This window comes from Chlorobium sp., from assembly GCF_036528655.1.
Lineage (GTDB): Bacteria > Bacteroidota > Chlorobiia > Chlorobiales > Chlorobiaceae > Chlorobium.
In genome coordinates this window covers 341,213-365,171 of record NZ_JAIGND010000030.1, presented here as the reverse complement: position 1 = coordinate 365,171, position 23,959 = coordinate 341,213, and the positions used below count along the sequence as shown (strand labels likewise).

Genomic DNA, 23,959 nt, shown 5'->3' with positions numbered 1-23,959 from the left:
TTAAAAGCCTGCCTGAAACATTCATAATCAATGTCGGAAATATTCCCTGATAAGTGTATCTGCTATTAATATAATAAACTAAACAGGCTTCAACGTTCCCCCATCATCCGTTATCCATCAGAAAAAACGGTTGAACGCACATACCCGTGACGGAATCAGCCCGATACACATTACCATCATGTGCTTAACGAAACTAATGCCGGTGTGTATTTGTTTTTTCTCTCGATAACGATGAACACATATTGCAGAATAACTCATAATACAAATACTTATGTACTTCGATCCTCTATATTTTTTGTTTGCTCTTCCGCCCATGCTGCTTGGCCTCTGGGCGCAATTCAGGGTAAAATCCGCATTCAGCAGATACGCTCAGGTACGCACCCGGACAGGCATCAGCGGTGCGCAGGCTGCCCGGAAGCTTCTTGACAGGGGCGGCCTTGCCGGCGTAACAATAGAAGCTGCCCACGGCATGCTTTTGGACCACTACGATCCCCGCCATAAAGCGCTTCGACTCAGCGAACAGGTTTACAATCTGCCGAGCATCGCATCGGTGGGCGTAGCCGCACACGAAGCAGGCCACGCCCTGCAGGACAAAACAGGTTACCTGCCGCTGCAGCTCCGTTCCATCATGGTTCCGGCTGTTTCCATCGGCAGCAACCTCGGCCCGATCATCTTCATGGTCGGCATGTTCATGGCCGGCACGCTCGGCACCACGCTTGCCTGGGCAGGCATAACCCTCTTCGCGGCAACGGCGCTCTTCGCTCTCGTCACGCTGCCGGTAGAATTCGATGCCAGCCGCAGGGCTAAAGAGCTGCTCGTTTCGCAGGGCATCGTCTCCCGCGCTGAAATGGAGGGTGTCAACGCCGTGCTCAACGCTGCCGCGCTGACCTACGTCGCTGCCGCAGCACAGGCAATCATGCAGCTCGTCTATTTTCTCACGGTAATGAACCGCAGGGATTCCTGATAGTACCAATAGTCCCCGCATAAGAATGGCCAGAACGGATTACAAGCATAAAGCCGGACACCTTTGACCGGCTTTATGCCCGGCTGACATTTCCGTTCGGCTTATCAGCGATGAAAGTGATGAAAAACCCGGGCAACACGGCAATCGGTCTTTTCTTCTTCAGGGAAAACTCCCTGTTGGAAATGTTGCTGCATTTCATGCAACTTCAGATGCTTCCCTGTTCAACTCAACCGGTTCTGATCTGACAAGTATGGCGGACAGTTTTTTTTCCATACCCGACCTCCGCATCTTCTCATACGGCGCAACTATTGGAGCGGGAGTACTGCTGTGGATTCTCGAAGGAGTCATCCCTTTTTTCTCCGCCCGGAACGGCCGCGCCCGACATGCCAGACTCAATCTTTCGATTGCCGGGATCAACCTGCTGATCCTGCTCCCTTCAGGCATACTCATGGCATTCATGCTCGACTGGTCGAAAAACTTGTGGCCGGGTATCGGTTTTCTTGCCCTTCACCCCGCAGCCGAAGCCCTCATGATCATCCTCGTCATCGACATGTGGATGTACGCATGGCATCGACTCAACCATGAAACGGCATTTCTCTGGAGATTCCACTCCGTGCACCACAGCGACACCGCGCTGGACGTCACCACGAGCTGGCGGTTCCATTACATGGAAATCCTCTTCTCGGAACTGCTGCGACTCCCCATTTTCATGCTGCTGGGTGCCGGTATCGAACACCTGCTCCTCTACTCGCTCCTCATGACTCCGGTCATCGAATTCCACCACAGCAACATCTCCATTCCGCCCGCCATGGACCGGCTGGCCCGGCTCGTCGTCCCCACCCCCATGATGCACCGTCTGCATCACTCGAGGCTGAGAAGCGAACACGACTCGAACTACGGCAGCATGCTCTCCCTGTGGGACCGTCTTTTCGGGAGCTTCCTTATGAAAGAGAGTCTCGATGGCCTCCATCTCGGCCTCGACAATGAAAGCGATCCCGGCAAACAGCGGCTTTTCCCCCTCCTTCAGCGGCCGTTCCGCCCATAGCTCGCTATCTGCGCCGGGCGACCATGACCGACCAGACCGGGTCGTACCCGTCTATATCGTCCGTCGTACCGGAGGCATCGACGACCGGCCTGCCCTCGTTATACCAGCGGAAAATACCTCCTCGCAGATTGCGGCAGCTTCTGGCCCCGGCATTCCGGCACACGTTCTCAACCCGTTCGATCAGTTCCGAGCTGCGTTGTCCGACCGAACAGTAAAAAACCGTGTCGCGCCCCTCGACAAGGAATCCGTACAGTTTCACGAAATCATCCGTACCGGTATCCGGATCAAGACGCATGGCCGTCGCTATCCTGCTCTTCTGGTACTCAGCGGCAGTACGAACATCGAAAAGCAGCGGCGGTTCAGGTCCGGCAAGCATCGCAGCCAGTTCGTCGGTCGCAAGGTTATCCACCCGGTGTGTACGCTCGATCATCATGATTGCGCCATCGAGCAGCCAGTCAGAACCGAACATCTCTTCCCTCCTCTCTTCCGGATTCCTCTGCCAGTGCGGAAAGAAACCGGTGAGTATACAGCTTGTCCATAGCGGCGAGCTCACACAGCTGGTCGAAGAAAATCATCGTGATTCCGTATTGACTCCGAATCCGCCCGATCATCGACATCCATAAACGGGCAGTCATCCCGGCGTCCGCCAGAGCTCGGTGAAACCTTCCTGTCTCCGGAATGGCAGCATGCGACACAAGGGTCTGCAGCTTATGGTTGGGGGCATCCTGAAAAATCCTTCTTGAAACAAGCAGCGAGCAGCAAAAGCTGCCGTCATATTCCAGTTTCGCCCGTCTGAACTCGTAATCCAGAAAACGGCGATCGAACGACGCATTGTGAGCGACAATATTTCTGCAGGCTATAAATTCCGAAAACCCGGCCATGACCTCTTCGCAGCGGGGCTGGCCTTTGAGCATGTCGTTTGTGATTCCGGTATAACGCTCTATGAAGGGACTGATCCTGAATCCGGGATTCATCAGCTTCTGAAAGCGACCGACAATCTTTCCCTGCTCCAGAAGCACCGCACCGACCTCGATAACCCGGTCGCCATATTGCGGCGACAGACCGGTCGTCTCGAAATCGATAACCACCACATTATCGGCCGGCATCCGCTGCATGTTACAAGGAACGATTATAAAACCGTGATGGCCCTTGCAGCACATCCCAGTTGCTCTCCTGAAAAATCGAATGACATGTGGTCACGCTTTCACCTCTTCCCTCCTCAGTCCTCTTCCGAACATCGCGAGGGTTTGCTCCTACTTCCGCCCAGAAAAGATTGGCGCCGGCAATAGCTCCTAACGTACAGGGTTCATGGGTGCAATTGCCTGAAACGCTCCTCGGCATGCCCAGCCTGGTAACGGCTACGATCTGGGCCATCCGAAGCTCGCTGATGATTCCGAGCGCAGCCAGCCTGGTGCCCGGAATGGGAATCCTGCGTGCTGCCCCGCTGTAGGCAGGATTGAACGACGCGGTAAATGCGATCATATCGGCAATCTCTTCATTGGTATGTTCAGGCCCGACAGGCTCCACGCATGTTCCAACTTCAAGACCGGCCTCAAGAAAATTATGAATACTCTTCTTTCTCTTTCCGGCATCGAGCGAGGTATCGATTCCTTCTCGGAGCCGAAGCGCATGATACACTCCGGCAAACCCGGCGTCTTTCAGCCTGAGGGCGCTCTTGAGCGACTGGTCGCCGACATTGGCAATCAATGTCGTTTCCGGCTTCAGATTTTTTCGCACCTCCCCTGCTGTTTCAAGAAAATGCTCAAACGGATAGTGAGCCGTAGACATCAGAAACAGAGCGTTCGCACCGTCTGTTTCAAACCGGCACGCATAAGCGACAGCCTCTTCGGAACTCAGGGCTGATGACGCTGTAAAAACTCCGTTAACTTCTGCAAACGAACAGAACAGACAATCGCAATTGCATGGCGCAAGATTAAGAGCAAACTGAGCATGAACTTCGGCTTTTCCCTCCGATACATCCTTTGATATACGGTTTGCCTCGGCCATAACCATATAAGCCTCTGAAGAATCAGGAGGCAGATCGAGCAGAAAAACAAGCTCGTCGCGCGAAAGAAATTCTCCCGATCCTGTTTTCTTCAGCAAATCATGAGTTTTCATGAATAAATAACAGTTTGGATTGTTCGGTGACGCAGCATAAATCCTGTAACGAAAACGCGCCTCGCCCGATTAACGGGTTGTCAGAGCACGTTTGACAGCATATTTCTCCGTATCAGGTTTCTGAAGCGCTCACCCTGAAAATATAGCCATTAAACAGCCGGCAACAAGGCTCTACCTTGCCGCATCTCCCGCTTTTCAGCAATCAGGACATCGAGCTGACCAGCCACTCATCAAGTATCCGCATCCCGGCCGCCGTACCTGAGTGGTTGTCGCGTTTTTTTTCAAGCCCGCTCATGCCCCTATCTCGACTTTGTGTATATTGAGGGCACTTTCAAGGAGTGCCGACTGAAACACGAAACCCTATCCCTCGGAGAAAATAACATGCAGACAATTTATGCAGATGGCATCGCAAACATGACCCTTATCGACGGCGTCATACGCATCGACCTTGTCAACGTCTCATCAATTGAAAAGGACAAGGATCCCAACATTCAGCTCTCAGGCCGTCTTGCCCTTTCTCTGCCTGCACTTATCCGTACTCACGACCAGCTTACGAAGATGATTGATAAAATGGTTGCGGACGGCATTCTCACAAGAAACGCTCCTCCGGCAAACTGAATTGTCAGGGAAAAAAGCGGCTGTCAATTTTCTCATAACCTGAACATGCAAGCGATTCTTCTCCTGCTCTCAGGTAATTATTCCAGCGTATTCAGCCGCCTTCCGGGTATTCCGCTACATGTTTTTTCAACACATTATGTGACTTATACCGCAATCCGGTACGCCTCATGGATACCAGAGAGATTTTTTGTAAAAACCCTGTCATTATCGCAGATCTGAAAGCATGGACCGGAAACCATCTGAAAAATGCCGGAACGATAGAGGTTGAAATCGGCTTCGGCAGCGGAGAGTATCTTCTCAGGAGGGCATCGGAACACCCCGAAAGACTCTTTATAGGGATCGAAAAAAAAACGGGAATGATAACTGAGGTGTCAAAAAGGGCAGAAAGCCGTAACCTCGATAATATCCGGCTGATCGAATCCTGCGCCGAAGAGGCCTTCAACAACCTGTTCCCTTCCTGTTCGATTGCAAGGGCCTATTCGCTTTTTCCCGATCCCTGGCCGAAACGGAAGCATAACAAGTACCGACTCTTTACAAAAGCCTACCTTCGCCTGCTCAACAATCGCCTGGTCTCCGGCGGCGAGGCGCTCATCGTTACCGACAGCGAAGAATATTACAGGTGGATACTGAAACAGACTTCCGATACGGGCTTCGAGCTCGAAAACGGACCCATACCGCCGCAGTTCGACACCCGATTCGAACGGAAATGGATAAAACAGAACGTCAGCACCTTCTACCGGATACAGCTCAATAAAGCGGAACATATCGATGCATAAACGCAAACACGGCTTCATCAGGGATTGCCTGATACAGACGCGACCGGTTTTCCATGACGATCGATGACAAAAGGCAATGGCTGCTTCAGAATACAATGCCTTCAGAAGCAGGAACAGGAAAATCCGATCTTCAACTCACATCAGACAACTCACGACATCTTCGAAGGCATCGATGATATAGGTGGGATCGAGACGACTGAGCTCAGCCGCTGTATTGTTTCCATAGGTAACCGCACAGGTATCGGCAAGTGCGCGCTGTCCCATCTCGATATCATAAACGGTGTCACCTACCATGAGGCTCTTTTCTGCCGGAATATTCAGGGTTTCCATTGCAAGCAGCACCATATCCGGAGCCGGTTTTCCCTGCTCCACATCCTGAGCTCCGGCTATAAAGGAAAAATACCCGTAAATTCCGAGATGTTGCATCATATCGAGAAGCCCCTGCCGGCTCTTGCTCGATGCCACGGCAAGCAGGTAATCATTCCGCAACCAATCGAGAGTCCCTTTCACGCCCGGATACAGACACGTCGTACTGCAAGCTGTTTCCTTGTAATGTTTTCTGTAAAGTTCAACCGCTTCAGGCACAAGTTCAGGAACAAGACTCAGCCCGGCCATGATCGTACGCTCCAACGGTAACCCGATGCTCTGTCGGGCACCTGCACGATCTACCCCCGGAAGATCCAGGTCCCTGGCAACGAGCTCCAGGGACTCGATAATACTTGCCTCGCTATCGGCCAGTGTTCCGTCGAAATCAAAAATCAGGAGCCGGTATGTCATATCGAATCATTAAATTTCTGCGCAAGGCAGTCAGGGTCATTGGCCCTCAGCCCACCAATACCTTCAGCACCTCAGCCTTGAGCTGTTGGTAGGGCAATACTCCGGAGGTTCGCCATGCGAGTCTGCCTTTATCGAAGAGCATGAGGGCCGGTATGCCCTGCACCTGGAATTGTGCGGCGGCAGCAGGCTGCTGGTCGACATTGACTTTTACCACGGTCAGCCGACCTGCGAACTCCCGGGCAAGCTGCTTCACGGCTGGCGCCACCATTCTGCAGGGCCCGCACCAGTCGGCCCAGAAATCCACGAAAACCGGCAGCGTACTTGATTGTATGAGGTCGTTGAGCGATTTCGACATACTTATTGTGTTATTATTCAGGATATCGTCCTTTCCGTTCTTTCATTATGAACCAGCTCGGCGCTCCACTCCAATCTGCACCCCGATGCTCGCAACATTGCCGATACGCTGCAGTACTTCTCCATCGAAAGCTCGATCGAGCGTTCGAAATCGGTCATGGTGCAGTCAGAGCTCTTCAGCCGATACATGATCCGTACGGCCGTAAAAACTTTCGGGTGCTCCTCTGCGCGCTCCGCATCGATATGGGCTGCAAGTTCACCGACTTCGCGCCGCTTTTTATTGAGGATACCTATGATGTCCATCATGGAACAGGCTGCCAGAGATTCGAGCATAACTTCCATGGGTGAGGGAGCCGAACCGGTACCATGGTATTGCGGTGAGGTATCGAACAGGGTTATGTGCCCGGCGCCGTTTGTGCCGCGAAGCGGCATCGATTCTTTGTAGCTTACGTTGACCTGCATGGTAAGATTACGGTTCCCTTGAATGTGCCTTCTTTGTCGTAAACCGGAGAAATCGCTTTTCAGTTTCCAGTGTGCGGCATCTCGCAGGAGGAGATCAAGTGCGCTGAAACTTATAAATTGTGCCCTCGGTTAGTTTGTCGATAACAGCAAGGCCGGAAGTAATCGCCGCTGCTGTCGTTCTCAGGGAACGGCTCCGCAACAGATAATGAAAGCTTATGAATCCTCTTCTGGAGAAACCGAGAAAGATCTATGTATCGAGAAAAATGGAGTTCAACGCCGCTCATCGGCTGTTCAATCCGGAATTCGGCGATGATGAAAACCGACGTATCTATGGCAAGTGCAGCAACCGCTACGGCCATGGCCATAACTATGAACTGGAAATTACGCTTTTCGGTACGATTGATCGCAGAACGGGGTTTCTTTTCGATCTGAAAGATCTGAAAACCATCCTTGAAGAGGAGATCGTCTCACGCTTCGACCACCGCCATCTGAACCATGACGTTGCGGAGCTCGAGGGCTCCGTACCGACAACGGAGATACTTGCCGTGCTGATATGGGATATACTTGAAAAACGACTGCATCAATTCAGCAACAGGGATATTTCCCTATACGAAGTAAAACTATATGAAACAGGAAAAAACGCTGTCCGATATCTTGGAGAATGAACAGGCACCGCCTTCCGGTCGCGGTACACAGTGCGTCGATGACGACTGCCTCGAGGAATTGCAGGACACAGATACATCGGCGCTTTCAGGCATAGCCGATGCCGTCTGCACGATGCTTGAAGGGATAGGCGAAGATCCCGAACGTGAAGGACTTATAAAAACGCCTGAACGCGTTGCCCGATCCATGCGCTTTCTAACAAGGGGCTACCGGCAGGACCCTGTAGAAGTGCTGAAAAAGGCGGTTTTTACCGAATCGTACGACGAGATGGTGCTGGTCAGGGATATCGATATCTTTTCGATGTGCGAGCACCATCTGCTCCCCTTCTTCGGCAAGGCTCATGTGGCCTATATACCGGACGGTAAAATTGTGGGGCTCTCGAAAGTCGCCCGCGTGGTCGAGGTCTATGCCCGCCGCCTGCAGGTACAGGAACGGCTGACACAGCAGATCCGGGATGCCATACAGAACGTGCTTAATCCGAGAGGGGTGGCCGTGGTGATCGAGGCTCGGCATATGTGTATGGTTATGCGGGGTGTTGAAAAGCTGAATTCCGTCACCACCACGTCGGCAATGTCGGGCGAATTCCTTTCCTCTCCCTCTACACGGAGTGAATTTCTGAGGCTGATAAAACCCTGAGCAGTCAGAAGACTGACACATCAACGGGGGATGCGGATTCGCACGCGGTGAATAAAAAAGGCCGGAATGAGAAATACATTCCGGCCTTTTTTTACGCATCTCCCTGAAGCCAGCCTTCGAGTATCTCCCTCCCCTTCTCTACCGATTTGCCAAGAAGTGACCTGGCTTCGGGAGTCAGGGATGAACCGAGGTCGAGGCATTTTGGCGGTATACCGATAAGCACGAATTTTTCGGGCATCCTGCCGCGAAGATTGGCCAGCCCTATCAGCTCGCTCAGACCCATCTGGTGTGATGACATTTTGCGGTGAATGAATCCCGGCAGTTCCTGTTTGTGATAGATATAGATTTGGCTTTCGAAATCCTCCGGTATCAAGGCATCGAAAACCATGACAGCATCGCATGACTCGATGTAATCAAGCAGATAGATTCCCTGTGTTCCTCCGTCGACGAACTGCACGGTTTCAGGATACTCCCCTTGCCGTTCAAATTCCCTTACAGCCTCGACACCGAAACCTTCGTCGCCGAAGAGAATGTTGCCGAGGCCGATAACGTTGATTCGCATCGAACTCAACCCGGCTCCTCCTCAACCTTGTGCTTGTATCCGGTCACGATCGACGATGTCACGCTGGTGCGGTCGACGACATCATGGCGGAATACTGCATAGAGGTGCATAATGAGATAGACCGGAAAAATCCAGGCCATCAGATGGTGCGCAAAATGCAATGTATAGCTTCCGCCGAAGAGCGGGATCATCCATCCGAAAAAGGAATCGGAAAAACCGCCCGGATTGTTCTCGCCGTACATTGCCATACCGCTTACGATCATGAAGGTGGAGCCGCAGAAGATGAAGACGAAATGGGCCAGCGCCGCAACCGGATTATGACCGACATAGTTCGGCTCTTCATGGCGAAGAAAAAGATAGGATTCCATCTGCTCCCTGAACGGCTTGCCCCACCATGCGGGCGACCAGGGCCTGAAACCGCCGAAACGGGCATACCTGTCGTCGCCGAAAAGCGCCCAGTACATCCTGAAAAGAAAATTGGCGATAAAAATGAACGCTGCAGCAAAATGCAGGTAACGCCACCACGACATACCGTTGTACCATACAGCCTCTCCGAGCGGTGGATTGATGACCGGCGCGGCAATGTACATGCCGGTTGCCAGGAGGACGACGGTACAGAGCGCGTTGACCCAGTGATAGAATCGTACCGGCAGGCGCCAGACGTAGATTTCTTCGATGATTCTGCCCATGGTTTCCTCCGGTTAAACGATTCTGACGCTGGTGACCTCATGGCCGTTCATGTCGAAAACATGCGAAGCGCAAGCAAGGCAGGGATCGAATGAATGGACGGTACGAATGATTTCGAGCGGCTGTTCCGGATTTGCCATCGGCGTACCTTTCAATGCAGCCTCATAGGCGCCGACCTTACCGTTTGCGTCCCGCGGCGATGCGTTCCAGGTTGAGGGCACAACGATCTGGTACTCCCTGATCTTCTTGTTTTCGATCTGTATCCAGTGGCCGAGAGAACCTCGCGGTGCCTCGCTGTATCCGAATCCCTTGCACTCTTCAGGCCAGGTTGAGGGATCCCAGCGTTCACTGTTGAATGTGCGGTAATCGCCCTTTTTGATGTTGTCGACAAGCTGGTCGTAATAGTGGCGCATGAACCCGGCAGTCTGCTTGCACTCGATTCCCCTTGCCGCAGTCCTGCCGAGCGTGGAAAAAAGCGCTTCGGGGCCTACCTGCAGCTTCGAGAGCACCATGCCGACGGTATCCCTGATCATGGGGTCGCCCTTGGCATAGGCAACGAGAACTCTTGCAAGAGGACCTACTTCCATCGGGTGGTTTTTCCATCTCGGCGTTTTGAGCCAGCTGTATTTCCTGTCGGTATCAAGATGCTCGAACGGGGGCTTCGGCCCGGTATAGGCAGGCGTAGTCTCGCCCTGCCAGGGATGGAGCCCCTTGTCATCGCCTTTCGAGTAGGTATACCAGCTATGGCTGACCTCCTCGGTGACATGCGATGCATCGCGCGGATCGACATCGAGCACGGTGTTGAGATCCTTGTTAAGGATCGCGCCTCTCGGCCAGAGCAGTGTCTTGAAATCGTCGAGGGTGGTTTCGGGAAAATCTCCGTAGCTGAGATAGTTGCCGAGCCCTCCGCCATAGAGCCACTCCTTGTAGAATCCGGCAATGGCGATCAGGTCGGGAATATAGACCTGATCGATGAACCGCCGGGTATCGTCGATGATTTTCCTGACCATGGCGAGCCGCTCGATATTGATTGCGGTATCGCTGTCAGGGTCGATGGCGCATGCCATACCACCTACCAGATAGTTGGGATGCGGATTCTTGCCGCCGAAAATGGTATGGATCTTGACGATCTCTTTCTGGAAGTCGAGTGCTTCGAGATAGTGCGCCACGCCGATCAGATTTACCTCCGGAGGCAGTTTGTAGGCCGGATGGCCCCAGTATCCATTGGAAAAAATGCCGAGTTGCCCGCTTTCGACGAAGCCGACGAGCCGCTGCTGCAGATCCTTGAAGTACCCGACCGATGATTTGGGCCATGAGGAGATACTCTGCGCGATATCGGATGTCATTTTGGGATCTGCCTTGAGCGCGCTGACGACATCGACCCAGTCAAGCGCATGCAGATGGTAGAAATGCACCAGATGATCCTGCGTCTGCTGGGTTGCGTTCATGAGATTTCGGATGATGCGCGCGTTCGGAGGAATCTGGATGCCGAGCGCGTCTTCGACGCAACGGACCGAAGCAAGCGCATGGACAGTAGTGCATACTCCGCAGATACGCTCGGCGAAAGCCCAGGCGTCCCGGGGATCGCGTCCTTTCAGAATAACTTCGATGCCGCGCCACATGGTACCGCTGCTGTATGCCTCCTCGATAACGTTATTGTCGTTGACTTTCGCTTCTATTCGCAAATGCCCTTCAATACGGGGAATCGGATCGACGACGATTTTTTTAGCCATTGTTCAACTCCTGAGTGTTATGCGTTTTCTTCTGAATCCTTTCCGGCCTTCACTTTTTTTACCGCAGTGACTGCTGCGTGGGCGGCGGCACCTGCTGCTGCGGCGCCGACTGCGATCATGCCAATCCTGTCGGCATTGCTGTCCGTACCGAGGAACGAGACGTCGGCAAGGCGCTCATAGAACGGCCCCCGATCCCAGAAGTTCGGCTCGGAGCAGCCGATGCAGGGATGTCCCGAACCGATCGGAAAGCTCGTTCCGCCATTCCACTCGATACTTGAGCAGGAATTGTAAGTCGTCGGGCCCTTGCATCCCATTTTGTAGAGACACCACCCTTTTCTTGTCGCTTCGTCGTCAAAACTCCTGACGAACATGCCGGCATCGTAGAAGGCGCGGCGATAGCACTTGTCGTGGATTCTGGTTCTGTAAAACGCTTTCGGTCTGCCCATTCGGTCAAGTTCAGGCAGCGTGCCGAATGTATGGAAATGGGCAATAACGCCGGTCATGACTTCGGCGATCGGAGGGCATCCCGGCACCTTGACGATGGGCTTGTCCCTGATGATCTCCGAAACCGGTGCGGCTCCTGTCGGGTTCGGATCGGCATTCTGTACGCATCCGTATGATGCACATGCTCCCCATGCAATGATGGCCGCAGCGTCGGCAGCAGTTTCCCTGAGCGTGTTCAGGAACGAGTCGCCTCCTACAAGACAATAGACCCCGTCGTCCTTGGTGGAGGCGTTGCCCTCTACAGCGAGTATATATTTCCCTTTATACTCCTTCATGACCTGCCTGCGAACAGCCTCAAGCTGATGACCGGCAGCGGCGCTGAGAACATCGTTGTAATCGAGAGAAATCATATTGAAAATGATATCCTCGATGGTGGGATGGGAAGAACGGATAAATGATTCCGAACAGCAGGTACACTCAAGTCCATGCAGCCAGATAACCGGAGTCCTTGGCTTTGTTTCCATGGCCTGAACGATTTCAGGAACCATCGAGGGAGAAAGTCCGAGATAGACCGAGGTCAGGGAGCAGAATTTAAGGAAATCACGTCGGCTGATACCGCTGGCCGAAAAGATTTCAGCGAAGGTCTTGTGGTTTTGCATTACTGCCTCCGGATAGATTGAACCGGATATACCGCCACACTCTGCCTTATCCGGTTTGACTTTGCTGTTATGTGATCGTAGTGATTATCCTTTAATTTAACAATCGTTGATTGATTTTACCAAAGCATGTTCCATGCTATTTTCGGACAAAACGGAAAAAACCCTGCATTTTAATGATAAATGCAGGGTTTAAGTCGAATTATATTGTATCGCCTTAAGAAAACCTTCTCAGTAAATGGTTAAACCGAACATCGCAGAGGAGGCTTTTGCAAAATCGGTCAGCGGCGCGAAGAAGAGACCGAAATAGATGGTAAGAATCATCAGTACCGCCAGCGCCACCTGATGCACCATTGCTGTGCGATCGTGATCATCATCGGGTTGCTTGGACTCCCTGAGGTACATGTTCAATGGAATGAGCATATAGTAGTATAGAGCTATCACGCTGGTAAGTACGCCGATTAGCGCAAGCCAGATATAGACCGAGCCTTTTGCAAGCAGCGCTGAAAAAATCATGAGCTTCCCGATGAATCCGATGGTAGGAGGCAGACCTACGAGCGAGATGAGAAATACAGTGAGAGCGGCTCCGGCCAGAGGCATTTTTCTGCCGAGACCGCGGTAGTCGTCAAGATTTTCACTGCCGGTTCTGTTGGCAATCAGAATAACCACATAGAAAGCCCCGATGTTCATCAGAAGATAGCCGAGCAGGTAAAACAGCGTAGCCTGTGTACCGAGCTCGTCCATAGCGATAATTCCCAGCAGCAGGTAACCAGCATGGGCAATAGAGGAATAGGCAAGCAGACGCTTGACGTTCTTCTGCCAGAGCGCAACCACGTTGCCGTAGACCATCGAAGCGACGGCGAGGACGATCAGGAGCATAAGCCAGTCGAGACCGGCGATATCCTGGAACGGCTCTCCGCCGTGCGGAATGGCGACATAAAAAAATCTCATGAGAATGGCAAAACCCGCAGCCTTGGAACCAACAGAGAGATAGGCGGTAATGGGGGTCGGCGCACCTTCATAGACGTCGGGACTCCAGAAGTGGAAGGGCACTGCGCCGATCTTGTAACCGAAACCTGCAAGGATGAGCAGCGAAGCGAGCATCATGACCAGAGGATCGTAGCCATGCCGGGCAAGTTCGGCGCTGATCTTCATGATGTTTGTCTCTGCCGTCATGCCATAGATAAGCGAAAAACCGTAGATCATCAGTCCCGAAGAAACCGAACCGTAGACAAGATATTTCAGTGCGGCTTCCGAAGAGCGTGCGTCTTTTTTCAGATATCCTGTCAGCACATATGCCGTAAGTCCTACAAGCTCCATGGAAAGAAACATCATGAGCAGGTCGGTTGACGAGGCCATCATGATCATGCCGACCACCATGGCGACTATGAGCGCATAGTATTCACCTATGCTCTGTACCTCCCTGTTGAGCTGCTCGTCAGCTACCGATACGAGAACGGCAAAAATACCGGAGATCACGAAGAAATACTTGAAAAAGAGCGCAAACTCGTCAAGCACATACATGCCAAAAAAGATCTCTCCTGTTGCAAGGGAATGCTGCTGGTAGATGAAAAAGAAACTCGCGGCAAGCCCCAGCGCTGTAACAGATGCGAGAAGGTTATTCTTCCTGCCTTTAACCGCCAGATCGACGACGATCAGCAGCATGAACAGCACCGAAAGCCAGATTTCAGGTACGAAAAAACCGACACTGGATTTCAACGTCGCTATGATACTCTCTATTTCAGCACCTGATGGAAGCTGGAACATAATTCTCTTCGTTTATTCTTTTATCTCATTAACCTTATTAATTCAATGCCGTCATGACGACCGGAGAAAGTACCTCGACAAGCTTGTTGATGCTTGAGGTCATCAACCCCATCACCGGCATCGGATAGATGCCGAGGAATATCACGATCACGGCAAGCGGCACAAGCATGACCAGCTCGCGCGTATCGAGATCGAGCTTGCCCTTCCAGTCATGGAAATGGATGTGCTCGTGGCCGTCCGCACCGACTTCAAGGTCGTAAGCTGCATCGGGCTTTCTCTTTCCGAGGAACATTCTCTGCAGCGACCAGAGGAGGTATGCCGCGCCGAAGACGATACCGAGCACCGAAACGATCGCAATGTTGCGGGTGGTTTCCGCACTGAAAGCTCCGACAAAGACGAATGCCTCCGAAATGAACCCGCTGAGACCCGGCAGGCCGAGAGAAGCGAACCAGGCTATAGTGACAACAGCCGCGTAAACCGGCATGTATGTTGCAAGACCACCGAATTTATCGATCTGGCGGGTGTGAGCACGGTCGTAGATCACGCCGACAAGAAGGAAGAGCATGGCGGTGATGGTCCCGTGGTTGAACATCTGGTAAAGAGCTCCGACCATACCTTCGCTGTTCGCAGCGGCAAGGCCGAGCAGCACGTAGCCCATGTGGCTGATGGATGAGTAGGCAACCATTTTTTTGAGATCCTGCTGGGCAAGGGCGCAGAATGCACCGTAAATGATATTGATTGCACCGAGCACCCCTATCACATAAAGCGAAGCCTGAAAGACTTCGGGAAAAAGCGGGAAGTTGATCCGCATCATGCCATAGGTGCCGAGTTTCAGGAGCACTCCGGCAAGAATGACAGAAATAGGGGTAGGAGCCTCTACGTGTGCATCAGGCAGCCAGGTATGGAAGGGAAACATCGGAACCTTGATGGCGAAACCGATAAAGAGCACGATGAAGGCAGCATACCGCCACATGACGCTGTCGGGGCCGAGAATTGCATCCTTGATATAGTTCTCCTGGCTTGCCATGGCGACAAGGCTGAAGGTATGGTTGCCGGTAACCGGATCGATGACGCTGAAATATAGGCCGATCATGACAAGCAGCATGAATACGGAGCCGAAAAGCGTATAGAGGAAGAACTTGATGGCTGCATATTCACGGTTCGGACCGCCCCAGATACCGATGAGAAAGTACATCGGAAGCAGCATAAGCTCCCAGAACACGTAGAAGAGAAAGAAATCAAGCGCTACGAAACAACCCATCATCGCGGTGGCAAGCAGGTTGTAGAGTATGAAGTATCCCTTCACCTGTTTCTGGATAGGCCAGCTTGAGAGTACACCGATAGCGGAGATGAGCGCAGTCAGGATCACCATGGTGATCGACAGGCCGTCCACGCCGAGGAAATACTCGATGTTCAGCGAACCGAAGCTGCCGAGATCGAGACTGATCCACGGCAACCGCTCGATGAACTGGAAGGAGCCTTCCGGGGCTCCTCCGGCAGCAGCGGTGATTCCCGGCAGTGCGGCATCATAGCCCTGCCAGATCAGAACAGCAAGCACACACTGGGCGACAGCCGCAAGCAGTGACACAATTCTGATTATCTGCTTCTGTGATGAAGGCACGGCAAGAATCACCAGACCGGCAATGATAGGCAGAAAAACAATGAGACTCAGCATGTTCCGTATCGGTAGGTTTTCAATTTAAAAGTAAATGCCTCTGTTAGTAGATCAGTTGTGTAAAGTAATAGATGAAATACCCCATGACTGCAAGCATCAGCAGCACAACATAGGTCTGCACCTTTCCGGTCTGCAGTTTCTTCAGTACGGCGCCGGAAGTATTAAAGAAGAATGCCGTAAAATTCACAGCTCCGTCGACGACATACTTGTCGAATCCTCCGGTAGCGAACCCGACGCGTCGGGTAAGCGCTCCTGCGCCGTTGACTAAACCATCTACTACATTTGCGTCGAACCACGAAAGCACTTTCGAAATAACGATCGAGCCTTTGATGAAGGTCGCCTGGTATATTTCGTCCCAGTACCACTTGTTGAACGAAAAGAGATAGAGGGGCCTGATAACCTGCGCCGTCCTGTCGGGATCGATGACCCTGAACACGTAGACAATCAGAGCAAGACTGATACCGAGTACGACCATCACACTGGAGATAACGATCGCGAGATTGTGCGCTTCGTGAGCATCATGCGCGATAGCCGCCTGTCGGGGATCTGCAAATTCATGACCGTGTCCATCGCCATGGCCTGATGCATGCGCATCATCACCATGAAGTGTTTCGGAGGCGACTCCCTCATGGTGGGCATCGGTCTCCGCACGATGCGCTCCAGCAGGAACCGCTTCTGCAAGAAGATGAGCAGCATTCTGATTGGCCGAAGATGTTTGGTGTTCAGTTTCTCCGGATGCCGACCCTACAACGGTTTCCGGAGTAGGAATCATCTTCATGAACCACCCCTTCGCGCCATCGAGAGGATCAGGCGAATAAACTGCAAAAATGGAGAGCGCGGCAAGAACGACCAGCGGAGCCCGCATATTCCATGCAACCTCGTGAACCCCGTGAGCCTCCTCGTGATGGCCGTCGTGACCATGCGATCCGTGTGCATCATGGCCATGGTGATGGTCGTCGGCAGGCTTCAGATGCGTCCTGCTTTCGCCGAAAAAGACCAGCCAGATCTGACGGCCCATATAGAATGCGGTCAGCATGGCTGAAAAGAAACCGAGGAACGGAATGAGATAATAGATACCGCCGCCTTCGGCATTCGCGAAACCGATGGCCCCGGCTAGAATGGCGTCCTTGCTCATAAAGCCGCTGGTCAGCGGAAGACCGGCAAGGGCGAGAGTGGCAATGGTGAAAGTGGCAAATGTCCATGGCATGTGCTTTTTCAATCCGCCCATCCAGCGCATATCCTGTTCGTGGTGCATGGCATGGATGATGGCACCGGAACCAAGGAAAAGACACGCTTTGAAAAAAGCATGCGTTACAAGATGAAAGAGTGCTGCCGAATAGGCGCCTACACCAAGGCCTAGCACCATGTAACCGAGCTGCGAAACGGTCGAGTAGGCGAGCACCCTCTTGATATCATGCTGGGTGATGGCGATTGTTGCCGCCATGAATGCAGTGATAGCGCCGATAAAGGCAATAACATGCAGAGCGTCTGCCGTCAGAAGAACGAATATCCTGGCCACGAAGTAAACGCCGGCAGCAACCATTGTCGCCGCATGGATCAGAGCGGAAACCGGAGTGGGGCCCTCCATGGCGTCAGGCAGCCATACATGCAGGGGAAACTGGGCTGATTTACCGACGCAGCCCATGAAGAGCAGAATTCCTGCCGCGGTAAGCCAGGCTTCGCTCATGTCGAATTTTCCGTCAGCGAGATTCCGGAATATCTCCTGATAATTGAACGTATGGAACTGGGAGTAGAGAATCAGAATACCGAGCCACATGCCTATATCGCCTACACGGTTGGCAAGAAAGGCTTTTTTCTGTGCATCCGCCGCGCTGTCCTTCTCGAAATAGAACCCGATGAGAAGGTATGACGAAAGCCCGACAAGTTCCCAGAAGATGTAAATGGAAAAAAGATTGTCCGACAGAACGATACCGAGCATCGAAAAGGTGAAGATGCCGAGATAGGCGAAAAACCTGCCGTAGCGGGGATCGCCTGCCATATAGCCGGTCGAGTAGAGATGCACGAGAAAACTGATCAGCGTAACCATGGCGAGCATGATGGCCGTAAGGTTGTCGATCACGATGCCCATCTTTATCTGCAATGGTCCGACTCCGGGTACGTTGCCGAAATCGATCCAGGTGAAATCCCATGCGATTCTGAATGACGGATCATAAGCCTGAACGACGACGCTCCAGAAAATATAGAACGAAAGGGCGAAGGTCGCGCCAAGGATGCCGACACCGACGAAATCGCCTCTTCTCGGAAGCCGCTTGTTAAAGAAAATAAGAATCACAAACGACAGCAGCGGCAGAAGCAGAACGGCTATGGATAACTGGATTAAACTGTGCATGTTCTTTCGGTTTTCAGGAAATAATGAAACTTGTTGCTGTTGCGCTCCGTCACTCTTTCATGGTATCGATTGTGGAAACATCGACACTTTTAAAGAGTTTGAAAATATTGATGACAATTGCAAGAGCGATGGCCGCCTCGGCAGCTGCAAGCACAATAACGAAAAGGCTGAACATCACGCCCTCCATGCCGCCGTTGAATTTCGAGAATGCGAGAAAATTGATGTTGGCCGCATTGAGAATAAGTTCAACCCCCATGAGAATCACGATGGCGTTCTTCCGGGTCATCACTGCAAAAAGGCCGAAACCGAAAAGCAGCGCCGATATGGTGAGGTAATGGTTGATACCTATGTTCGTAAGGATTTCCATGAAACAGAGTGCTTATTGTTCGTTTTTACGGACTTTATCGTATCGGGCAAGAAATGCGGCTCCTATGAGGGCAGCAAGGAGGAGGATCGAAGCCATTTCAAACGGCAGGACGTAGCGCGACATGGTTTCAAACCCAATTCGTTCGACGACACTGCCTTCAAGCTGGACATCCGAAGGTTTCCAGCTTCCGGTCGTATAGAAGGTGAACAGCATCCCTCCGACCGTTGCCAGAAGCAGCAGGATTCCGGGCACCACATGCAATACGTCGGTCTTCAGGTCGGCCTGCATGATCGAATTGGTGAACATCACGCCGAAAAGCAGCAGCACAAGAATACCGCCTACATAAACAACCACCTGGGTAACGGCAATGAAATCAGCGCTAAGGAAAACAAAAAGTGCAGCCGCACCGAAAAAGGTGAAGAGCAGCGAAAAAGCCGAATAGATCACGTTTTTCGAAAACACAACGAAGGCTGCGGAGAAAACCGTAATGGCTGCGAAAATATAGAAAATCGTGATGTAGGTCGCGTTATTCATGTGTCAAAGCGCATTTTGTTTCGTAATCCATCTTACTGTCCGCCGTTTTCAGCTGCGGTTCTGGCTGCAGCCGCCTGTTTTTCCTTTGCCGCCTGCGCCTGCTGTTCGGAAAGCTTCCGGCGCTTGGCCTCGGCTTCAAGATTGGTCAGGTTACCGAAATGGTAGATCATGTTCTGACGATCGAACTCCGAAAAATCGCTGACCGGAGTATGCACGAGGCACTCTGTAGGACAGACCGAAACACAGATGCCGCATGTCATGCATTTGGCGACATCGATATCGAATACCGGAATCCAGAATTTCTTCTGCTGTCCGTCGGAGGTCTTGCCGCATACGGCAAGATCGTCGCTGGTCACCTTGACAGTCTCCATCGAGATGCAGCCGATCGGGCATGCACGGACACATTGACCGCATCCGATGCAGTCCTCGATATTATTGTACAGACGGTACCGTCCGTTCACAGGTGTCGGAATGGCTTCCCGCGGGTACTGCAGGGTACAGAGGCCATCGACCTGGTTGAAATAATCGGCATCGTCGACGCCTGCATCGCCCTTGCGTTTCACGGCATTGAAGAAATGCTTGAGGGTAATGCCCATACCGGTAGCTATCGTTACCGCGCTGGTCCTGATATTACTGAAATACTCGCTCATATACTTACCTTATTACTATGCCTGTATGCCTGCGCCCGCTTGCGGGCACCGATTATTTACGGTACGTAGATTTCCCAGATTGCCGTCAGCACGAAAGCGACGAATGCAAACGGTGTCAGCACCTTCCAGCAGAGATACATCAGCTGGTCGACCCTGAGTCTCGGCAGCGTCCAGCGCAGCCACATCTGCACGAAGATGAAGAAAAAGCCTTTCGAAATAATCCAGAATGCGCCCCATACCGGACCGGTCGTCCAGTCGTAAAGTGCCAGTGCTCCGATATTGGGCAGCGGAGAATTCCAGCCGCCGAGAAAAACGATCGAGATAATGGCCGAAACCATGAACATGCTTCCGTATTCTGCAAGGAAGATAACTGCAAACTTCATGCCGCTGTACTCGGTGAAATAACCTGCGACAAGTTCCGATTCAGCTTCAGGAATATCGAACGGAGCGCGGTTCGTCTCGGCAAGAGATGCAATGAAATAGATAAGAAAAGGAAGCCATGCTATGGGAGACTGAAAGAGAAAGAAATGCGCGAATCCGTAAGGTCCGGACTGGAGCACACTGATCTGCTGCATACTGAGCGTACCGGCCATCATGGCGCCGCAGAGCAGGGCTATGGCGGCAGGAATCTCGTAGCTGACAATCTGCGCCACGCTTCTGACCGCTCCGTAGAGCGACCACTTATTGTTAGACCCCCATCCGGCGGCAAGAATGCCGACAACTTCGAGAGCGACGATGCCTATGGCATAGAAGAGACCGACGTTGAGATCTGCGCCGATAAATGCCGGCCCGAAGGGAAGAACGGCGAATGCGAGAAAAGATCCGACAAAAAGAATACCGGGCCCGATTACGAAAAGAAACTTGTCGGCGGAGGTCGGTACGATATCCTCCTTCTGCAGAAGCTTGAGAATATCAGCGAGGGTCTGAAGGATGCCCCACTTGCCGACCTCCATAGGACCGAGACGATCCTGCATGAAGGCCGAAATCTTGCGCTCGCCGTAGACGCCGTAAGTAAGGGCGTAGAGTGCGATGAAAACAAGGGGAATAGCGGCAATGATCACCAGGCCGAGAGGAAACCACGATATGGTGAGCCCGGCAAGGGCGTCGGACCAGGCATTGAGATTGTTACCCATAAGAAACGGCAGACTGATTAACGGTATAGCGGAAAACGTCATCGGTCAACCTCCCCGAGCACGATATCGATGCTGCCTATGATAGCGACAAGATCGGGAATGAGCTGACCTTTCGATAGGTCTTTCATTGCGGAAAGATTGACGAAACAGGAAGAACGAGCCTTGCAGCGCAACGGCCTGGTCGATTTGCCGTCGCTCTGTATATAAAATCCGAGCTCGCCTCTGGGATTCTCTGCCCGACCGTATACTTCTCCTGCTTTGGGACGGACCCTTTTCGGTACAGCCGACCTCGGATTGAACCCTTCGGAGCCAGGCATTTTAGAGAGGCACTGCTCGATGATGGAGAGACTCTCCTCCATCTCAAGCGCACGAACGAGATGGCGCGAGAGACAGTCGCCGATGTCGGAGAACCTGCCGTCAGGAACAGGTACCTTGAAATCGAGTTCGGGGTAGACAGAATAGGGGTCGTTGCGGCGAAGATCCCACTGCACACCGGAACCGCGAAGCATTGGACCTGACCAGCCATAGTTGATGGCTACCTCGGGAGGCATGATACCGATGCCTTTTGTCCGTTTAACGAAAATTTCATTTTCAGTCAGCAGCTTGTAGAGCTCGACAGCCTTGGGCCTGAAGTAATCGATAAACTCCCTGACACGTTTGCTGAAATCGGCAGGCAGGTCGAAGGCCACGCCGCCGATCCAGATATAATTATACAGCATGCGTGCGCCTGAAGCCCACTCGAGAAGACCCAGAATATGTTCACGGTCACGAAAACAGAAAAGAAAAGGAGTGAATGCGCCGAGATCGATGGCATAGGTACCGATGGCTACCAGATGTGAAGCGATGCGGTTCAGTTCCGAGACGATCACCCGAATGAACTCTACCCTGCGGGGAATTTCGATATCGAGCAGTTTTTCCACGGCAATGCAGTATGCCCACTCGTTATTCATGCCCGCAAGATAGTCCATACGGTCGGTGTAAGGCACGATGCCCGGATAATCGACCATTTCGCAATGTTTCTCGAAACAGCGGTGAAGATATCCGAGATAGGGTTCGGCCGATGTCACCACCTCGCCATCGGTGAGACACTCGAGCTTGAGCACGCCATGGGTAGAAGGATGTTGAGGCCCCATGCTCAGCACCATCTCCTCTGTCGCGAGGTCTTTTTCTATGACCACAACATTATTGTCCTTGCGGGAAACTCGTATCGAGCCCTGCTCAGCCATTCCTAATTCCTGCATACTTGAGCTGCTTTATTGCTGTTATAACCCCGTTTAATACGGCACCTTGATGCCATGGTAGCTCTCCTGCACCGCGTAATCCTTGCGAAGCGGAAACCCTTCCCAGTCTTCAGGACAGAGAATCCTGCGCGGGTCGGGATGACCGGTGAACTGCATGCCGAACATATCGAAGGCTTCGCGTTCGTGCCAGTTTGCCGTATGCCATACATAGGCCGCTGTCGGAATCGATCCGCCGTTACGGGCACACTTCACCTTTACGGCGATCCTGTGACCCAAAACGCCCAGCGATTCGAGGTTGCATACGATACCAAGCTTCTCTTCGGCAGGATAATCGACTCCGGAAAGGCAGGCCAGGTAGTTGAACTTCAGTTTGGGGTGGTCGCGCATGAAAAGCGCGATATCCGGCCACTTTTCCGTTTCGAGCACTTCGAAAAACGGCATGAATTCATTGGCGTCGAAATCCGATATCGCGCCGCCGAACGCCTCGCGAACAACTTCGTAAGCCGCAGCAGCCTGCTGTAGCGACTGCGGCACCACCCTGCCCTCTTCCATATCTGACATATTTTCCTGTTTCTTACCGTTCAGTTGTCATGCACGGACTGCCCGACGCTCTCTTTCTATAACCTGCTGCGGATCGACACTCTTTTCCGCAAGCCTCTTCAGCGCATCCGCTCTTGAGAGACCGATCTGCTCCATGCGGATCAGTTCCTGTATTTTCATGAGCCCGCCAATCAGCGATTCGGGCCTTGGCGGACAACCCGGAACATATACATCGACGGGAATGACTCTGTCAACACCCTTCAGCACATGATATCCATGCTCCCAGTAAGGCCCGCCGCAGTTCGAGCAACTGCCCATCGACAGCACATAACGAGGTTCGGGCATCTGCTCGTAAAGCCTGACGACCCGCTCCGCCATTTTCATGGTGACTGTACCTGCCACGATCATGAGATCGGACTGGCGGGGAGAGGAGCGGGGAAATATACCGAACCGTTCGAGATCGTAATTGGAGGCGTTGGTTGCCATCATTTCGATAGCACAGCATGCGAGACCGAATCCCATCGGCCACAACGATGACAGACGAGCCCAGTTCAGTACGTTGTCAACCGATGTCACAACTACATTATGCTTCGAGAAGGAGGCATCAAGTAAACCCATAACTCGTTAATCTGATAGTTGAAATTCAGTTCCGCCCGCTGCCGGGCTTTCCGGAAGGAAGCTCGGGCATTTCAGGAATATTGGGAGTCGGACGCACCCAGTCGAGATCGCCCTTGACCCAGGCATAGACAAGCCCGAGAATCAGAATGCCGGCAAAAACGAGGGCCTCGAAAAGAGCGAATGGGCCAAGCTGCTTGAAGACCGTTGCCCAGGGGTAAAGAAAGACAACCTCGACATCGAAGATGATGAAGATAAGTGCGACAACGTAAAACCTGATATTGAATTTGATCCACGCGCTGCCGATCGCCTCCTCTCCGCACTCGTAGGTGGAATTTTTTTCAGGATTCGGTCTGCTGGGCCGAAGCATTCGCGCCGTAAGATACCCACCGGCCACGAATACGATTCCGAGAGCGAGAAAAACAAAAACATTTCCGAAACCACTCAGCGTCTGGTCCATGAGCTGTCTGTTAAGGTTATCCCTGGGTTGCCGTGACGGATTTCCGCACTGATAACAATTATTACCGTTAAGTGGGCCAAATATAAAAAAAAATCCTTTACCGAACAGAAAAAAAGCCTCCCTACCGCAGAA

27 protein-coding genes are annotated in these 23,959 nt (G+C 52.4%); 6 read left to right on the top strand and 21 right to left on the bottom strand.

Annotation, left to right across the window (positions count from 1 at the left end):
- Nucleotides 1-271 precede the first annotated feature (271 nt).
- Nucleotides 272-964 (top strand): zinc metallopeptidase, encoded by a 693-nt coding sequence (locus K4305_RS09500; protein ID WP_331562176.1) that lies wholly within the window; start codon nucleotides 272-274, stop codon nucleotides 962-964.
- Between the two features lie 250 nt (nucleotides 965-1,214).
- Complete coding sequence (locus tag K4305_RS09495) at nucleotides 1,215-2,009, top strand: sterol desaturase family protein (RefSeq protein WP_331562175.1); 795 nt, start codon at nucleotides 1,215-1,217, stop codon at nucleotides 2,007-2,009.
- Nucleotides 2,010-2,013: 4 nt separating this feature from the next.
- Here the strand turns inward: K4305_RS09495 and K4305_RS09490 are convergent, their stop codons facing one another.
- Genes K4305_RS09490 through K4305_RS09480 form a run of 3 tightly spaced genes read right to left on the bottom strand, consistent with a single transcriptional unit; the run spans nucleotide 2,014 to nucleotide 4,127 of the window.
- On the bottom strand, nucleotides 2,014-2,478 hold the full coding sequence (locus K4305_RS09490; RefSeq protein ID WP_331562174.1) for a rhodanese-like domain-containing protein: 465 nt from the start codon (nucleotides 2,476-2,478) through the stop codon (nucleotides 2,014-2,016).
- Nucleotides 2,465-3,124: a 3'-5' exonuclease gene (locus K4305_RS09485; protein WP_331562173.1), complete on the bottom strand. Its 660-nt coding sequence runs from the start codon at nucleotides 3,122-3,124 to the stop codon at nucleotides 2,465-2,467. Before K4305_RS09485 ends, K4305_RS09490 begins: the two co-directional genes overlap by 14 nt.
- Before the next feature lies 1 nt (nucleotide 3,125).
- Nucleotides 3,126-4,127, bottom strand: a complete 1,002-nt coding sequence (locus tag K4305_RS09480) for a radical SAM protein (RefSeq protein ID WP_331562172.1) — start codon at nucleotides 4,125-4,127, stop codon at nucleotides 3,126-3,128.
- Between the two features lie 381 nt (nucleotides 4,128-4,508).
- Here K4305_RS09480 and K4305_RS09475 point away from each other — a divergent pair, with 381 nt between their 5' ends.
- Nucleotides 4,509-4,745 carry a hypothetical protein gene (locus tag K4305_RS09475; protein WP_331562171.1) on the top strand — a complete coding sequence of 79 codons (237 nt, stop codon included), beginning with the start codon at nucleotides 4,509-4,511 and terminating at the stop codon, nucleotides 4,743-4,745.
- A 167-nt stretch (nucleotides 4,746-4,912) separates the two neighbouring features.
- Nucleotides 4,913-5,521, top strand: a complete 609-nt coding sequence (gene trmB / locus K4305_RS09470; RefSeq protein WP_331562170.1) for a tRNA (guanine(46)-N(7))-methyltransferase TrmB — start codon at nucleotides 4,913-4,915, stop codon at nucleotides 5,519-5,521.
- Between the two features lie 135 nt (nucleotides 5,522-5,656).
- Here the strand turns inward: trmB and K4305_RS09465 are convergent, their stop codons facing one another.
- Genes K4305_RS09465 through K4305_RS09455 form a run of 3 tightly spaced genes read right to left on the bottom strand, consistent with a single transcriptional unit; the run spans nucleotide 5,657 to nucleotide 7,114 of the window.
- Entirely contained in the window at nucleotides 5,657-6,298 is a 642-nt protein-coding gene (locus K4305_RS09465) for an HAD family hydrolase (protein ID WP_331562169.1), read from the bottom strand.
- 46 nt (nucleotides 6,299-6,344) lie between these two features.
- Nucleotides 6,345-6,653: a thioredoxin gene (gene trxA / locus K4305_RS09460; protein WP_331562168.1), complete on the bottom strand. Its 309-nt coding sequence runs from the start codon at nucleotides 6,651-6,653 to the stop codon at nucleotides 6,345-6,347.
- A 17-nt stretch (nucleotides 6,654-6,670) separates the two neighbouring features.
- A complete protein-coding gene (locus K4305_RS09455; RefSeq protein ID WP_331562167.1) occupies nucleotides 6,671-7,114 on the bottom strand; it encodes an OsmC family protein in 444 nt (147 codons plus the stop codon).
- A gap of 215 nt (nucleotides 7,115-7,329) precedes the next feature.
- On the opposite strand from K4305_RS09455, the gene K4305_RS09450 reads away from it, so the two are divergent.
- Nucleotides 7,330-7,779: a 6-carboxytetrahydropterin synthase gene (locus tag K4305_RS09450; RefSeq protein ID WP_331562166.1), complete on the top strand. Its 450-nt coding sequence runs from the start codon at nucleotides 7,330-7,332 to the stop codon at nucleotides 7,777-7,779.
- Nucleotides 7,739-8,413, top strand: a complete 675-nt coding sequence (gene folE, locus K4305_RS09445; RefSeq protein WP_331562165.1) for a GTP cyclohydrolase I FolE — start codon at nucleotides 7,739-7,741, stop codon at nucleotides 8,411-8,413. The genes K4305_RS09450 and folE overlap by 41 nt, the downstream gene beginning before the upstream one ends.
- Before the next feature lie 91 nt (nucleotides 8,414-8,504).
- On the opposite strand, the gene K4305_RS09440 is transcribed toward folE, so the two are convergent.
- The 15 genes from K4305_RS09440 to K4305_RS09370 all read right to left on the bottom strand — a co-directional run bounded on the left by K4305_RS09440 (nucleotide 8,505) and on the right by K4305_RS09370 (nucleotide 23,827).
- Nucleotides 8,505-8,975 carry a HyaD/HybD family hydrogenase maturation endopeptidase gene (locus K4305_RS09440; RefSeq protein WP_331562164.1) on the bottom strand — a complete coding sequence of 157 codons (471 nt, stop codon included), beginning with the start codon at nucleotides 8,973-8,975 and terminating at the stop codon, nucleotides 8,505-8,507.
- Nucleotides 8,976-8,980: 5 nt separating this feature from the next.
- Nucleotides 8,981-9,664, bottom strand: coding sequence for a Ni/Fe-hydrogenase, b-type cytochrome subunit (cybH, locus tag K4305_RS09435; protein WP_331562163.1), 684 nt, complete (start codon nucleotides 9,662-9,664; stop codon nucleotides 8,981-8,983).
- Nucleotides 9,665-9,676: 12 nt separating this feature from the next.
- Nucleotides 9,677-11,395: a nickel-dependent hydrogenase large subunit gene (locus tag K4305_RS09430; RefSeq protein ID WP_331562162.1), complete on the bottom strand. Its 1,719-nt coding sequence runs from the start codon at nucleotides 11,393-11,395 to the stop codon at nucleotides 9,677-9,679.
- A gap of 17 nt (nucleotides 11,396-11,412) precedes the next feature.
- Complete coding sequence (locus tag K4305_RS09425) at nucleotides 11,413-12,498, bottom strand: hydrogenase small subunit (RefSeq protein ID WP_331562161.1); 1,086 nt, start codon at nucleotides 12,496-12,498, stop codon at nucleotides 11,413-11,415.
- A gap of 228 nt (nucleotides 12,499-12,726) precedes the next feature.
- The gene (locus K4305_RS09420; RefSeq protein ID WP_331562160.1) at nucleotides 12,727-14,262 is read right to left on the bottom strand and encodes an NADH-quinone oxidoreductase subunit N; all 1,536 of its coding nucleotides are present in this window, start codon (nucleotides 14,260-14,262) and stop codon (nucleotides 12,727-12,729) included.
- 37 nt (nucleotides 14,263-14,299) lie between these two features.
- A complete protein-coding gene (locus K4305_RS09415) occupies nucleotides 14,300-15,937 on the bottom strand; it encodes a complex I subunit 4 family protein (protein ID WP_331562159.1) in 1,638 nt (545 codons plus the stop codon).
- A 43-nt stretch (nucleotides 15,938-15,980) separates the two neighbouring features.
- A complete protein-coding gene (gene nuoL / locus K4305_RS09410; protein WP_331562158.1) occupies nucleotides 15,981-18,287 on the bottom strand; it encodes an NADH-quinone oxidoreductase subunit L in 2,307 nt (768 codons plus the stop codon).
- 49 nt (nucleotides 18,288-18,336) lie between these two features.
- Nucleotides 18,337-18,654 carry an NADH-quinone oxidoreductase subunit NuoK gene (gene nuoK, locus K4305_RS09405; RefSeq protein WP_331562157.1) on the bottom strand — a complete coding sequence of 106 codons (318 nt, stop codon included), beginning with the start codon at nucleotides 18,652-18,654 and terminating at the stop codon, nucleotides 18,337-18,339.
- 12 nt (nucleotides 18,655-18,666) lie between these two features.
- Nucleotides 18,667-19,188, bottom strand: a complete 522-nt coding sequence (locus K4305_RS09400) for an NADH-quinone oxidoreductase subunit J family protein (RefSeq protein WP_331562156.1) — start codon at nucleotides 19,186-19,188, stop codon at nucleotides 18,667-18,669.
- A 32-nt stretch (nucleotides 19,189-19,220) separates the two neighbouring features.
- Nucleotides 19,221-19,838, bottom strand: a complete 618-nt coding sequence (locus K4305_RS09395; protein WP_331562155.1) for a 4Fe-4S binding protein — start codon at nucleotides 19,836-19,838, stop codon at nucleotides 19,221-19,223.
- 56 nt (nucleotides 19,839-19,894) lie between these two features.
- Complete coding sequence (nuoH, locus tag K4305_RS09390; RefSeq protein WP_331562154.1) at nucleotides 19,895-21,013, bottom strand: NADH-quinone oxidoreductase subunit NuoH; 1,119 nt, start codon at nucleotides 21,011-21,013, stop codon at nucleotides 19,895-19,897.
- On the bottom strand, nucleotides 21,010-22,212 hold the full coding sequence (locus tag K4305_RS09385; protein WP_331562153.1) for an NADH-quinone oxidoreductase subunit D: 1,203 nt from the start codon (nucleotides 22,210-22,212) through the stop codon (nucleotides 21,010-21,012). Before K4305_RS09385 ends, nuoH begins: the two co-directional genes overlap by 4 nt.
- Before the next feature lie 33 nt (nucleotides 22,213-22,245).
- Entirely contained in the window at nucleotides 22,246-22,764 is a 519-nt protein-coding gene (locus tag K4305_RS09380) for an NADH-quinone oxidoreductase subunit C (protein ID WP_331562223.1), read from the bottom strand.
- Between the two features lie 36 nt (nucleotides 22,765-22,800).
- Nucleotides 22,801-23,370 carry an NADH-quinone oxidoreductase subunit B gene (locus K4305_RS09375; RefSeq protein WP_331562152.1) on the bottom strand — a complete coding sequence of 190 codons (570 nt, stop codon included), beginning with the start codon at nucleotides 23,368-23,370 and terminating at the stop codon, nucleotides 22,801-22,803.
- Between the two features lie 25 nt (nucleotides 23,371-23,395).
- Complete coding sequence (locus K4305_RS09370) at nucleotides 23,396-23,827, bottom strand: NADH-quinone oxidoreductase subunit A (RefSeq protein ID WP_331562151.1); 432 nt, start codon at nucleotides 23,825-23,827, stop codon at nucleotides 23,396-23,398.
- Between the last annotated feature and the right edge of the window lie 132 nt (nucleotides 23,828-23,959).